The sequence below is a fragment of the Oligoflexus sp. genome, assembly GCF_035712445.1.
Taxonomy (GTDB): domain Bacteria; phylum Bdellovibrionota_B; class Oligoflexia; order Oligoflexales; family Oligoflexaceae; genus Oligoflexus.
Genome location: NZ_DASTAT010000068.1, coordinates 81419 through 95564 on the forward strand (window position 1 = coordinate 81419; position 14146 = coordinate 95564).

Genomic DNA, 14146 nt, shown 5'->3' on the forward strand with positions numbered 1-14146 from the left:
TCGACATGACTCAGCTTCCCGGCAAACCATTGGCCTTGATCTCGGTCACCGACAAAACCGGTATCGTTGACTTCGCCCGTTCCCTGGAACACTTGGGCTTTCAAATTCTGTCCACCGGCGGAACCGCCAAACTCCTCGCCGAATCCGGCGTGGCCGTAACCGAAGCCGGAGCGCATACCGGCAGTCCTGAAATCCTCGATGGACGCGTCAAGACCCTTCATCCCAAAATTCATGGCGGCATCCTCTACGATCGCGAGAAGGACGCCCATGTCGCGCAATGCCGCGAGCACAGCATCCAGGGCATCGACCTTGTGGTGGTGAACCTTTATCAATTCGCCGCGAAAGCGGTCGGCCAGCAGCTCGATCTGCCCAAGGCCATCGAATATATCGACATCGGCGGACCCACGATGCTCCGCGCCGCAGCGAAAAATTATCGCTTCGTCGCGCCGCTCCTTGATCCCGCGGATTATGATCGCTGCCTTGCGGAACTCAAAGCAGGCGGCCTGACTGATGAGTTCCGACGTTACCTGGCAGCCAAGACCTTCCGCGCGATCTCACAGTATGACAGCATGATCGCAAGCTACTACGAAAAGAGTCTGGAAACTGATACAGCCGAAACCCTCGCCCCTGCCTATGACCTTCGCCTCGAATCCCAGCAGACTCTGCGCTACGGTGAAAATCCCCATCAAAAAGCCCGTTTTTACCGCTCGAATCTGAGCACCACAGGCGGACTTCAGGACGCCAAGGTTCTGCAAGGGAAAGAGCTTTCCTATAACAACCTGCTCGACTGCGATGCCGCCGTGCAGATGGTTGCAGACTTCCCGGAATATACCGCCGTCACCATCATCAAGCACAACAATCCCTGCGGTGCCGCCCTCGGCCGTACAGGTGAACGTCTGCTCGACGTTTATAAACGCGCGCTGGCCGTCGATCCCAAATCCGCTTTCGGCGGTATCGTGGCCGTGAATAAAACCATAGATGCGGAAACAGCCGACGCTCTTTCGCAGCTCTTCCTCGAATGCATCGTGGCTCCTGCGTTCAGCCCGGAAGCCCGGACGGTTCTTGCGACCAAGAAAAACCTGCGCCTTCTGGAACTCCCCTATCTCCTCCCGGCCAACAGCGCCAATGCACCGAAACAACTCGATGTGCGTTCCGTGCTCGGCGGCATCCTGGTCCAGGATCGTGATCAGATCCGCGCGGAAAATGGCCGTTGGGAAGCTGTGACTCAGCTGAAACCCACCACAGCCCAAGCGGAGGACCTGACCTTCGCCATGCGTCTTTGCAAGCATGTGAAGTCCAACGCCATCGTCTATGTGAAAGACCTCGTGACCGTCGCCGTCGGCGCGGGCCAGATGAGCCGCATTGATAGCGCGACTTTCGCTGCAGAAAAAGCCAAGGAATTCGGCCGCACGGTCCAGGGCTCCGTCATGGCCAGCGATGCCTTCTTCCCCTTCCGCGATACTGTGGACCTCGCCGCGAAACTCGGCGTGAGTGCGATCATTCAGCCAGGCGGCTCGATGCGCGATGAGGAATCCATACAGGCCGCCAATGAACATAAGATTGCGATGGTGTTCACCGGCGTTCGTCACTTCAAGCACTAAAAAGACATAAAAAAAAAGCCCGGTGATCACGCACCGGGCTTTCTTTTTTAGTTGCGCAGAGCTTTTCCAAGACCAGGAATCACCTGGTTCACTTTCCAGTTAGAACCCATGAGACTCGCGCCGTCTGCTCCAAAGGTCGCGCCTTCGAGAGTTTTAGTTCCCGTCTGGCAGCTGCCGTAAAGGATGGGGCAGGTATCGAGTTGATACTGGTCTCCGAAGAAGACCGTCGCGCCGATGAGGGTATTCAAAGGCGAAAGGTCAGCGACCTTGGTGCCTGTGATATCGAGCTGGGAGAGAGCCTTGAGTCGGTCCACGCCCTTCAGATCCTGAAGCGGATGGCCACGCAAAGACAGTTTGGTCAAAGACGGCAGTTCGGTTTTATCACCGATGGTCTGCACGCGTCCGCCGTTCAAGGCTGCCAAACCCTCGGAAGGCAGCATTAGACTTTTCAGTTTCGGATGCGAGAGGGCTTCCAATGTGGTGTAAGGGAACTCGGCATAGCTCAGGTTTTCCAGCTTCGGAATCTTACCGATGAAGCCAAGGTCTTTGGTTTTCACAGCATTCAAATCAAGGTTGGTCAAATTGGAAAGCTCGCTCAAAGCGTCCGCATAAGCAAGTGTGACATTACGAATCTTCAGACTCTTCAGACCGACAAGGCTCTTTAAAACCCGCATATCATAGTTCAAACCATTCGGCAGATACCAGGTGAGATCGCCATTGAGTTCCACCGAAGTGGAGCTTTCCAAAGACTGCTGCAGGAGATCACAGATCGCATCATCATAGTAAACTGCAAAAAAGCCTTGATCTGTCAACAGCGCTTTAATGGTCGTTCCATAGAAGTAGTCTTCGTTGTCGACCGTATTCCGACAGAAATCAGCCACTTTTTTAGGATTGGGCACGCGATCAAAGGTGCAGCTGACACCGGCCGGGCACTCTGCAAGGCTCACGGGGTTATCGCGCAGATCAGCCTTTTGCAGAACCTTCAGGTTCTTAATAAAATCCGTACTGGCAAGAAGGTTGCTACTCACAGAAAGTTCCTGAACATCCGCAAAGCCTGCTGCCGGAAAATCAACTTCCGTCAAACGGCTGCCAGGAACGGTAAGTTTCCTGATGCCTTTTTTGTGAAAGCTCCTCAGCACCGCAGGCTCAGACAGAACTTCCGAACCGATTTCGAGTGTCTGAATGGATTTCACGGCGGAGATATCGAGCCAGCTGAGATCCGTTTTGTGATCCAATTTCAATTCCAGAGTCCCCAGAGCAAGGTCCTGAGGCAATGAAATTTTGGAAGCATAAGGCCAGCTTGAAATCTTCAAGGACTCAAGATTCTTCAGCCCGCTCATATCCAAAACCGCTTCGGGATAACCACTTTGAGCTGCAAAATCAAGGTTCTTCAGCTGCGTAAAGGACCCAAAAGCAAGCGTCTTCAGTTCACCCGGGGTCATGTCATCCAACTTGAGGTCTTCCAGAACCGGGCCCAATTTCTCAAGGGGCTTCAGATTCAGTTGACCATAGGGGCGCCGGCTGCCAGGACTCAGCTTAAGCTTCCGCAGCGCAGGCAAACGGGACAGGGCCTCAAGACCACGGGATGTGTAGTCGCCAATGACATTCACCTCCTGAAGGCCGGTCCAGCTTCCCAAAGGACGCAGATCGGACGGCTGGTCATCGTACTTCAGCTCGTCACGCTGGCTCTTCATCAGCTCGTAGCTTGTGATCTCCTGCACGCGGGCCTGAGAGAAATCAGGATCCACCCAAAGTTTTACGTGTTCGTCATCACCCAGCAGCGGACGATGCTTGGCCCATAGATCAAAAAGCAGGCGATCGACCGTATTCCAGGCCTGCTCATTATGATAGGGATACTCAATCCACTCGGCCCAGGTTCTGGGTTCGGGAACATCATCCGCTCTCTTTTCGCCCTTGATAACAAAAGGAGCATCGCTACGATCTGGGTTCCGATCGGCCAGCCGCTTCAATTCCTGGGCGGAACGCTTTTCCAGCCAGGGAACGTAGTCACCGATGAAAGTATAGATATCGCTCAGAGCCTCACAGGAAACCGCACGATTGGCGAAACTTTCCGGGTTCACATAAGCCGTGACGCCGTTGGTCACACCGATCAGATACCATTTATTATCAATCTTCGCATAAGCCGGACCGCCCGAATCTCCGTTGCACGCGCCACCCAGTTTTTGCTCCACCGACCCTTTGAACACGAGAAGGCTCATAAGACGCGGCGTATCATAATATTTTTCCAACGCGGTATTGGTCTGAAGGAGTTCATCCTTGCAGCCCGCATCGCGGCAGCCGGTTTTTTCATAACCATAGCCGGCCAGACGGAATTCATTCGCCTCTTTCAGCTTGGACGGATCGCGCAGAACTTCCATCGGTTCGAAGCCCTGAGGCACGGGAGTCTTGAGCTGCACCCAGGCGATATCGAAGTTGGGAAAGGCCGCGGCGCCATACGGCTTGTACATATCCACTTTTTCGACTTCGACGCGAGGCATCACGGCTTTGGGATCACCAAACACCACCGAGAAGGGTCGACCATCATCCACGCAGTGCGCGGCTGTTACAATCATGTCCTTGGCCACCACGCTGCCGCTGCAGAAAGTACTCAGACCATCACGGCTCAAACCCACCACGTTATGCAGGGCCGGACCCTCGGGATCATTCGTGACGGGACGACCACCGATTATATCAAGTTTGCTATCACTTTTCGAATGGCAGGCTTGAATCGCACTCAAAAACGCCAGGGCAGAGCCCAGTATCATCTGCTGTTTAAATTTCATGATAGACCTCACCCTTCCACAGGAGCGAATTGATTCAAGCGACCATCCACAAAGCAACCATTTTTCACGTCATAGGCATTCAGCTTTGTGACCGTATGCACGTCCTGCAAAAGACCGCCTTTGATTTTGCTCAGGCGCAGATAGGGATTGCCAAAGCCTTCCTGCAGATAGAAAAGATTGGGATCATTTTCGTTGGGAATAAAGGTCAAGGATGGCTTCGCATTCTTCAGTGCGCAGGGACCTTTGATGTGCTCGAGTTCAATCGTCCGTTTGGCCGAAAAGAATGTAGCCTTGAACTCATGACGTTCCGCCATGATCTCGGTCTTGCCTTTGCCGTAGATCAAAAGACTCATCAGCACATGACCATCGGGACGGAAGGTATAGGTGACGTTGCCGAAGTAGTTCGGATCCGAGAATGTCGATTGCCAGTCACCGACCACCCCCGCGATCGGCGTTGTTTGACCTTCGGGCGCTGGCGTGACCGTGGGACTCGGAGTCGGCACGGGGCTTGGCTTTGGTGTCGGTGATGGCGTTGGAGTCGGCGTAGGTTTTTGATTGGGATTGACGGTCGTGGTCGGCGCTGGCGCAGGCCCCTTCTTGTTCGAAGAGGATGAACAGGCCGAGAATAGACTGCCAAATATCAGCAGCCCGGTTGAAATCAAATGCTTGCAGGCCATGGTGTGCTCGGGTTACGGGTGATTGAAAGAGTCCTTGGGCAAGACGCATGCGCTTGGCTTATATTGCAAAAAAGGGTGACAGTCAAGCCACTTAGACTTACCTATACCAAATATACCCGGGGTAAAAATGCGGCTCATTTTTTCAAAAAGTCTGGGCTGGCGAACTTTTCACGCTGTAAGAGGATCCTTCAGCTTGTGGGGATGCTTGAGAAATCCGGCCGCTTTTCAGTTTTCAGCGCGGGGGCCGAAGGATTCATTAATAGGTGTGGGGATGGTCCAAACACCGGAACACTAGAGAAGGAGTCTTCCATGCGCATCGCCCGCCATCTGACTCTTGCCGCTTTCCTGATCGGAAGCAGCATCTTCGCCGAGGCTAGCCACGCCATAGAGAAAGAAGATACAGGGACAGATGAGGGTCGCATTGCTTTTGTATACGGTGGGGAATGCAGCCAACTGGCGCAACTCAGCCGCCTGCAGATTCAAGCCGTGACTCATGCGGTGCATGCAGAGAATTTCGATCGCTTCTGTCATGCGCAGGGCATTTATAGCTGCAGCGATTACACAGCCATGCTCGAAGGAGCCGGCGTGCTAGAGGAAAACGATAGTTTCGGCTGCAACTTCGTGCCGGCCAGACGCTGAGATCAAAAAACTGAATAGTTTGAATTGAAGGCGGCCGCCCCAAAAGCGGCCGCCTTTCACATTTGTCAGAGAAGTCTCGCCGCTTTCGAAGCCAGTTCGCTCCGCTCACCCTTCTGCAGGGTGATATGAGCCGCGATCTCTTCCTTGCGGAAACGTTCGATCACATAGGTCAGACCGTTGTTCTGCGAATCGAGATAGGGGTTATCGATCTGATAGGGATCGCCCGTCAGGACGATCTTGGTGCCTTCACCGGCGCGAGTCAGGATGGTCTTAATCTCGTGCGGCGTCAGGTTCTGCGATTCATCGACGATGAAATACTGCGCAGGCAAAGACCGGCCGCGGATATAGGTCAGAGGTTCAACCGCCAGCATGCCCTGATTGATCAGCTCCTGATAACTCTTGTTGAAGCGCTTCTGCCGTGATCCGGGCGAACCGCCGAGCAGGAGGTCAAGATTGTCATAGATCGGCTGCATCCAGGGATTGAGTTTCTCATCAATGTCACCCGGCAGATAACCGATATCGCGACCCAGGGGAAAAATCGGACGCGACACCAGCAATTTCTGATACTGGTCTTCGTCCGTGGTTTTCACAAGGCCGGCGGCGATGGCCATCAAGGTTTTGCCTGTGCCGGCCTCCCCACTGATGGTCACCAGCCTGATTCTATCGTTCAGAAGACACTCCAAGGCCATGGCCTGTTCCATGTTCCTTGAATAAATCCCCCACACACCTTCGTTGCGGGGCTCGATCATCTTGATCACGTCTTCAAGCGCATCATAGATACCAAATACGACCGAAGTCTTATCATTCTCGTCCTCGAAAAGGACGAACTGGTTGGGAAAAAGCTCCTCATCGGGCAGGCGGATTTCGCGATTCGTATAGAAATCGTTGATCACGTCCGGCTTAACCGTTACGGTGATGAAACCCGTGTAAAGGTGGGAGATATCCACCTTATCGGCGGCAAAGTCTTCCGCTGCGAGGCCGAAGGCATCCGACTTGATACGCAGGTTGGTATCCTTGGTGATGATCAGAACCTTGCGCGTATCCCCGAACTGCTTCTGCAGCGTGAGTCCGATGGCCAGGATATGGTTGTCGGTGCTGCTGGCCAGGAGTTCGGGCAGGATGTCCATGTTGTGACCAAGGTACACGTACAGCTGTCCGGAGTCTTCGCGGTTGTCGAAGAGTTTGATGCCGGACGAAAGAGTGCCCTTCATTCTCAAACGGTCCAAGATACGGGATACTTCACGGGCATTGCGGCCTATATCGCTCTGATCCTTCTTGAAGGTATCAATCTCCTCGATGACGGAAATGGGGATAACTACGTCGTTATCGTCAAATTTAAAAATGCTGAGGGGATTGCTCAATAGAACGTTTGTATCCAGTATGAAGACTTTCTTCATCAGGGGCCCTCGTAGCTTGTTGACTTGTATGGCTCTTTCTCACCATTAGCATAATTCTCAGGGCATCAAAAGTCGCGAATCGTGAATTTCCTAAAAAAAGGCGGTGCCCTGGGCTGCTCCTTCTCCGTTATAGGGCTTTCCCCTGTGGAAAGTAAAGACGATGACTCTCGCTGACAAACGATGCAGCCCTTGTTATGCTACGGGGAATGAACTTTCGTCAGCCGGAGGCAGGACCCATGGCAGAGGCTACAGATCTCCTCTATCAACTCAATCAGCAGTCGCGCTCGCTCTTTCAGGAAAGGCAGGTCATCCTGAGTTTCAGCGGTTTTCTTCGAAAGCTGCGCGAGCGCCCGAGTCACTTGATTCGCAACTCCGCCCAATATCTTTACGATACCTTCAATCACTTCGGCCGCACCGAGCCAGGCAATGGCCTCGAGGATTTCGCGCGCTGGAAAGTTTTCGACCTCGGCACGCACAAGAACGTTCCAATCGTTGGGTCTGAAGGCGTGCAGGACGAGATCTTCAAAGTCATCACCGGCTTCGTCCGCCAGGGCTACTCAAACAAACTAATCATGCTGCACGGGCCCAACGGCTCGGCCAAGACTTCGATCATCGAATCCATCGGCCATGCCATGCAACGTTACTCGGAAACCGAGGAAGGTGCCGTCTATCGTTTCAACTGGATCTTTCCCACCGATAAATCGCTGACGTCCAAAGCGATGGGCGCCGTGGGACCGATCGGCTTCAGCGGCATCCAGGGCGAGGACAGCAGCATCCGTGAAGATTCCTTTGCCTTCCTCGATGAAAGCAAGATCGCGTCCAAGATCCACTCCGAATACAAGGAAAATCCGATCTTCCTGATCCCGATGCCGCAGCGCGCCATCTGGCTCAAACAATGGATTTCCGAGGAAACAGGCGTGCCTGAATCCGAAGTGGAAATCCCTCAGCACATTCTGCTCTCGGGTCTTTCCAAACGCAACCAATTGATCTGGGAAAATCTGCTGGCGGCGTATGACGGCGACCTGGCGAAAGTCCTGCGGCATGTTCAGGTCGAACGCTTTTTCTTCTCGAAGCAGTATCGCGTCGGTATCGGCACGGTCGAACCCCAGATGTCGATCGACGCTTATGAAAAGCAGCTGACCATCGACCGCAACATTGCCAACCTGCCGCCTGTTCTGCATAACATCAGCTTCCACGAGGCGGAAGGCCCCCTGGTCGAGGCCAATCGCGGGATCCTGGAATTCTCCGATATGCTGAAGCGCCCGATCGAGGCCTTCAAATATCTTCTCACGACGGTGGAAAAGGGGTCCGTGAACCTGCCCTCATCCACCACGCATGTGGACGTCGTCTTCTTTGCCAGCACCAACGAGAAGCATCTGGACGCGTTTAAAACGATTCCTGACTTCGCCTCGTTCCGTTCGCGCTTTGAACTCGTGACCGCACCCTATCTTTTAAAACCTTCTCTGGAGCAGCAGATCTATGCCCAGGACATGCGGGCGCTGGGGAAAAGCAAGCCGATCGCGCCGCATGCTCTGGAGATGCTCTGTCTCTGGGCGGTGATGACTCGTCTGAAGCAGCCGAACCCGGATTATTATGATTCGAAGTACAGGGCGCTGATTGCACGTCTTGACCCACGGCATAAAATTAAGCTCTACGAGGGCGAAACGCTCCTGCCTCTTTTCAAGCCACAGGAAGAGGCGACGCTGCGTGAACTCCGTCGAGCCATCCTGGATGAATATCAGAACGTCGTGGCCTATGAAGGGCGTTTCGGGGCCTCACCTCGCGAAGTGCGCAGCATCCTCTATCGGGCGGTGCAGAATCCAAAACACACCACTCTGACACCCATGGCGCTCTTTGATGAATTGGAGCGTCTTGTGAAGGACCGCACGGTCTATGAATTTCTGCAGCTGGAGCCGCGCGGGAAATATCACCAGCCTCAGGAATTCATCACGGTCTGCAAACGCGACTTCGCCGATGTCTTTGAAAAGGAAGTCACGGCCTCCATGACTCTGGTGGACGAAGAGCAGTATGAAACGCTTTTGAGCCGTTACATCGAAAACGTGGTGGCCCAGGTCAAGCGTGAGAAGCTCTATAACAAGATCACCGGCAACTATGAGCAGCCGAATGAAAACCTGATGCGCGATGTGGAGCGCATTCTGAAGGTGAACGGTCCGATCGAAAAACACCGTGAGGCGCTCCTCGGCCGTATTGCAGCCTTCAAGATTGATAATCCCACCGCCGCGATCGTGGTCAGCAAGATCTTCCATGAGTACATGGACACGATCAAGCAGCACTACTACGAAGAGCAGAAAAAGCAGGTGGAAGATAACTTCAAGGCGATGCTGGTCCTGGGAACGGACGAGGCCAAGAACTTCAAGGACGATGACCTGGCTCTGGCCGAGACGACCTATAGGAATCTGGAAAAGCGCTTTGGCTATCCTCGTGAAGCGGCGTTTGAAAGTCTGAAGTTCCTTCTGACCTTCCGCACCCAGCACACCGTCACCTGATAAAAAAAAGGTGGGCGCTGGCCCACCTTCTTTCTCTTTACGCGACCAGCACTTTCCTTCGCAGCATTTCCGCCAAAAACCCTTTGCCACTTTCCAGGGCTTTCACGGCGGGCTCCATAAGGAGCGTCGCATCCAGCTCGCGGCTTTCGTCCGTGAAGAGATCCAGAACGGCTTTCTGCTCGGCGGAGATGGCCAGTTTCCACTCGACGGATTTGCTGGCCTTGCGCGTATGATAAAAAATAATAAAGGGCTTATCCTGATAATACTGATCATGCGGCGTCGCCTGCGGATTCGGATGAATGCGCACCTTGCCATTCAGCATGAAGGAACCCTCGGGCAGATCCCAAAGCTTCCCATAGGCCTTGAGCACGTCCTGCCAGATCACGCTCGGCCGCACGGTTTCGCCGCCGCCTTCTTCCAAATCCTCGGGATCAATCTGATCCTCAAGGCGTTTGGGAACCGCTTTCACCATCGCCTTGTCAAAGGGCACCGATTCGCGGATCGGCTGGCTGTTGGCGATCTCCCAGAGGTTGTCCCGCTCGCGAACCACGGCTGCGGCGCAGGCCCGCATGAGTTCCTTCTCACGGCCGAGCCAGCTTCCCCAAAGGAGTTCGCGCGCTTCATCCTGCCAGCCGCTCGGGGCCGATGTCTTATGAATATTTTTGGCGAGCTTATCAAAAGCCTTAAAATAGCGATCCAAATCAAACCCGGCCTGAGCCAGGGCCCATTGGCCCAAGGCCATTTCCACCTGGCTCCCCAGGACCTGGACCTGATCCCAGAAGCTGTCACCGGCCTCGCCATGATCCTTGTAGCAAAAGAAGGTGGAGCACACGGAATTGCGGAACGCGTGAATATTGCAGTAGCCCGTCGCCTGATCGAGGTTCGGGCACAGCACCTTTTCACTGCGGCCAAAGGCATCCTTCTGCAGATCATCCAGGTAATCGACCCACTGCAAAGGCGCATAGTGCATGCCTTCCGGGATCAGCATGCCGCGATCAAGGAGTTTATCGAGCACCGCTTCGCCGTTGGGAGTTTCCGCCGCCAGCCCCAAAAGAAAATTCGCCACGCGCGGATGATAGGTGCAGCAGCGAAAGTCGCGCCGATAGCCTTCATAAGCGGCTTTCGGACAATTCATGCAGGTCGCGCGCCGCTCTTCCGGGATTCTGAGCCCAAAGAGTTCGCGCGGCATCATCGCCGTCCATATACCAGGAAAGTTATGACTCCCGAGCCGGGACGGACGCAGGAATGGATCGTCTTTTTGCAAGAGAGCTTTCAGTTCAATCATGGCAAGATGGTCCGCTAGTAGGGTGGCTAAGAAAGGCGGCAAGGCTAACGAAATTCGTGGCCCCTGGCAAGAACTCAGCTCGCAGGATAGCATGACATGACCGACGATCTCACATCGAAACTCCGCGGCCTCAAGTCCCAGCTCCCGGCAGCCCGCGCCCCATTGAGCGAAGCCGAGAAGGATGCCCTGATCGTGGCCCTCGGTGGCCCGCGGACGGCCGAGAGCATCCGCAAGGCCATGAGCAACTTCCCCCACGAACGGATTCCCTGGCTATTCAGCAGTCTGGATAGCCAATTGGTCGTTGATGTCATGGCCAATGATATGGAAGCGGCCATAGCCCGCGCCAAAGCAGGTCAAAACCGCGAACATTCATGAACTACGCACTTTTTTTCATTGCCCCCCCATCGCCCTGCCGCTATATTAAGGTTGCCAAACCCGGACTCAGCCGTATGAGCATACGTGGTCATTACAAGGCTTGGCCGACTGTTACCATATAGGAGTAAGATCTTTTTGAAAGTACTAGAGCGTTCTGATCTGAGGACCATGAAAGAGGTTCGGCTTGTAGGCGAAGGTCGCAATGACATTGTCACCGCAAGTGAAGCGTTGCGTATCGCGGAAGAAGAGGGACTTGACCTCGTCCTGGTGAGCACGCCGGAAGTTGTTCCGCCTGTTGTCCGGATCGAAGACTTCAAAAAGCTGCAGTACGAGAAAAAGAAGAAACAAAAAGCCAATCGGCAGACCTCCGATCTGAAAGAGATTCAGCTGAAGGCGAATATCTCGGATCACGATCTGCAGACCAAGGTGAATAATATTGATCGCTTCCTGGAACGCGGAGACAAGGTGAAAATCGTGGTCCGCCTTAAGGGTCGCGAACGCGATAACCCCCAGCGCGCCCATGACCTGATTGACAAGGTGATCGGCACGGTCACGATCGCCTGCAAATCCAACAAGATTCCGGGCCCCATCGCGACAGCTATCCTGGAACCTGCAAAATAATTCTTATGCTCCTTTGAGACTGCATAACCCGCGTCGCCCAAGAGGCAACGCGGGTATCGGCATTTCCACCCACATAACTCCTCTCATTGGAGCTTCATAGGACCTTGGTTATGATCATCCCATGACCAACACTTCGTTCGAAAGGAGCGGACTATGACAGAGCAGGACAATCGTGCCGTCGATGCCATCTGGAAAACCGATCTGGAACATGCCAACGAAAAATTGGTGCTCTACCATCTGGCCAGCAAGCATGAACTGGGGGACCGCTATTCGTCTGCGTGGAAGAGTGTGGAGCGATTCATGGATGAATTCCAGCCGCGCTGGTCACACCTGAAGGACCTTAAGGAGGCGACTCAGCTCAGCGATGTGAAACTGCAAAGAACCATCGAAGCTTTGCAAAAAAGGGGATATATTGAAACCCAGCCCAACAATGAAGTCCGGCACCGCGGAGGACTCGACGCCTTTGTCTATGGCATCACGCCCAAAATCTTCAATGACTATCGGCTCGGTCAAAGCCAGGCGAAGAAAAAGCAGGCTTAGTCTCGGAGTCGCCGCAGGACTGTGGTTCGGGGCCAGCTCTCTGGCCACGGCCGCCGTCCCCCTGACGACAGCACGCATGGGACTTGGTCCCACCTTCGTTCAGACCAAGGATCGCGATCTGACGACCTGGGGCAATTACGGAACCTTCCGTTTGGGCGCTTTTCAGGAGCGCCTGAACCTTATCGCCGGCCTCGACCTTACCGCTTACCGGCTGCAGGACGCACCCGAAGCCAGTTTCCGTTATGACATTCACGGCAACGACGTCCTTTTTTTTCTAGGCTATTCCGAAGGTTCCTGGAGTCTATGGGGAGGCGTGGGCGCTGGTCAGATGCGTATCTACGATAAGGAAGCTCCGCTCGATGCGGATAAGAAAGAGCAGGACCAAACAGACGGCGCATACGACGAAAGGCGCGCGCATCGCTCCATCAGTCAGGTCACTGAAGCCGGTGTCAGCTATGATCTTTATCGCGCTCAATACGGAAAAATAGACGCCAGCCTCAGCTGGAGGCGGCTTGTGCCCGAGAAAGGCTGGCGTTCGGCTTACGCATTGACTATGATCGACTGCCTTCAATTCGAAGTGGGCTTTAAGTTGTTGGGTTGGTGATCACGCGCATAGGTAAAGAGCAGCATGCCGCAAAAAAATAATACAGCCGTCATCATTGGCAGCGCTTGTCCAAGTCTCGGCCAAAGCATCTGTAAACATCTTGGGATCGAACCCACGCGATCGGAAGTGCTGACCTTCAGCGAAGGGAATACCTTCGTACGGGCGCTCGAAAGCGTGCGGGGCAAGGACTGCTATATTATTCAGGGCGTATGCTATCCCGTTGATAAAAACTTCATGGAACTCATGTTCTGGGTCGATGCTCTGAAACTGGCTTCGGCATCCAAGGTTACCGCTGTGATTCCCTTCTTTTCCTATGCGAAAGGCGATAAGAAGGACGAGCCGCGCGTTTCGATTCGCGCACGCGTTTGCGCGGACGCATTGGAGGCCGCCGGCATCGACCGCGTGCTCGCCATGGATTTGCACAGCCCACAGATCCAGGGATTTTTCCGCAAACCTGTCGACCACCTGAATGCCCGTGGCGTGCTCGCCGATTATTTCCGCAAACTCGATCTGAAGGACTGGGTCGTGGCCTCGGCCGATGTCGGTTACGGCAAGAATGCTTTCAAGTTTGGCCAGGAACTGGGTTGCCCGGTCGTGATCGGCAACAAGATTCGCAAGGATCACAGCGAAAGCGCTCAGGTGTGGAACATCGTCGGTGATGTCAAAGACAAGAATATGCTGATCGTCGATGACATCATCTTCACAGGCGGCTCTCTGATCGCGATGGCTCAGGCCGCGCGGGCGCAAGGCGCGAAAAAAATCGTCGCGGCCGTCACCCATGGGGTTTTGACCGCAGGGGCCATGAGCAAGGTGGATGCGAGTATCATTGATGAGCTGGTCATTACTGATAGTGTGGAGTATCGCTTCGAAAAGCTCAGCCCGAAAGTCAAGATCGTGTCGGTTGCACCCCTTTTCGCAGAAGCGATTCGACATATCCATGATAATGAATCCGTCAGTGAGCTCTTCCCGAACTAGGGCAGCTCAAGCGTCCCAGCGGGCCTCAAAGGTCCGCTTACCAGGTCCTTCAGGCTGTATTGCCTGCCCCTTTTGACATTCCGAATCCTTCCTGTCGGCTCATCCCGGCCACCTCGCCGAAGCTTTTGATGCGCCAAGCTTT

General features: G+C 54.2%; 12 protein-coding genes. 8 read left to right on the plus strand and 4 right to left on the minus strand.

Translation table 11 applies throughout. From position 1 onward, the window contains the following. Positions 1-5: 5 nt before the first annotated feature. Positions 6-1601 (plus strand): bifunctional phosphoribosylaminoimidazolecarboxamide formyltransferase/IMP cyclohydrolase, encoded by a 1596-nt coding sequence (gene purH, locus VFO10_RS14840; protein ID WP_325141473.1) that lies wholly within the window; start codon positions 6-8, stop codon positions 1599-1601. A 47-nt stretch (positions 1602-1648) separates the two neighbouring features. On the opposite strand, the gene VFO10_RS14845 is transcribed toward purH, so the two are convergent. Together VFO10_RS14845 and VFO10_RS14850 are read right to left on the minus strand one after the other, a co-directional pair. After that, positions 1649-4384, minus strand: coding sequence for a trypsin-like serine protease (locus VFO10_RS14845; RefSeq protein ID WP_325141476.1), 2736 nt, complete (start codon positions 4382-4384; stop codon positions 1649-1651). An 8-nt stretch (positions 4385-4392) separates the two neighbouring features. Further along, positions 4393-5061 (minus strand): hypothetical protein, encoded by a 669-nt coding sequence (locus VFO10_RS14850; protein ID WP_325141478.1) that lies wholly within the window; start codon positions 5059-5061, stop codon positions 4393-4395. Between the two features lie 309 nt (positions 5062-5370). Between VFO10_RS14850 and VFO10_RS14855 the strand changes: the two genes are divergently transcribed. Continuing rightward, on the plus strand, positions 5371-5700 hold the full coding sequence (locus tag VFO10_RS14855) for a hypothetical protein (RefSeq protein ID WP_325141480.1): 330 nt from the start codon (positions 5371-5373) through the stop codon (positions 5698-5700). Between the two features lie 65 nt (positions 5701-5765). Here VFO10_RS14855 and VFO10_RS14860 read toward each other — a convergent pair whose 3' ends face one another. Continuing rightward, a complete protein-coding gene (locus VFO10_RS14860; RefSeq protein WP_325141482.1) occupies positions 5766-7097 on the minus strand; it encodes a PhoH family protein in 1332 nt (443 codons plus the stop codon). 236 nt (positions 7098-7333) lie between these two features. Between VFO10_RS14860 and VFO10_RS14865 the strand changes: the two genes are divergently transcribed. Then, positions 7334-9604: a hypothetical protein gene (locus tag VFO10_RS14865; protein WP_325141484.1), complete on the plus strand. Its 2271-nt coding sequence runs from the start codon at positions 7334-7336 to the stop codon at positions 9602-9604. 37 nt (positions 9605-9641) lie between these two features. Here VFO10_RS14865 and VFO10_RS14870 read toward each other — a convergent pair whose 3' ends face one another. Further along, the gene (locus VFO10_RS14870; RefSeq protein ID WP_325141485.1) at positions 9642-10889 is read right to left on the minus strand and encodes a hypothetical protein; all 1248 of its coding nucleotides are present in this window, start codon (positions 10887-10889) and stop codon (positions 9642-9644) included. Positions 10890-10985: 96 nt separating this feature from the next. Between VFO10_RS14870 and VFO10_RS14875 the strand changes: the two genes are divergently transcribed. The 5 genes from VFO10_RS14875 (at position 10986) to VFO10_RS14895 (ending at position 14004) form a co-directional block, all read left to right on the plus strand. Next, positions 10986-11264, plus strand: a complete 279-nt coding sequence (locus tag VFO10_RS14875) for a hypothetical protein (RefSeq protein ID WP_325141487.1) — start codon at positions 10986-10988, stop codon at positions 11262-11264. 135 nt (positions 11265-11399) lie between these two features. Beyond that, complete coding sequence (gene infC, locus VFO10_RS14880; RefSeq protein WP_325141489.1) at positions 11400-11885, plus strand: translation initiation factor IF-3; 486 nt, start codon at positions 11400-11402, stop codon at positions 11883-11885. A gap of 153 nt (positions 11886-12038) precedes the next feature. Further along, positions 12039-12425, plus strand: coding sequence for a hypothetical protein (locus tag VFO10_RS14885; protein WP_325141491.1), 387 nt, complete (start codon positions 12039-12041; stop codon positions 12423-12425). A 76-nt stretch (positions 12426-12501) separates the two neighbouring features. After that, complete coding sequence (locus VFO10_RS14890; protein ID WP_325141493.1) at positions 12502-13029, plus strand: hypothetical protein; 528 nt, start codon at positions 12502-12504, stop codon at positions 13027-13029. 24 nt (positions 13030-13053) lie between these two features. Next, a complete protein-coding gene (locus VFO10_RS14895; RefSeq protein ID WP_325141495.1) occupies positions 13054-14004 on the plus strand; it encodes a ribose-phosphate diphosphokinase in 951 nt (316 codons plus the stop codon). Positions 14005-14146: the final 142 nt, after the last annotated feature.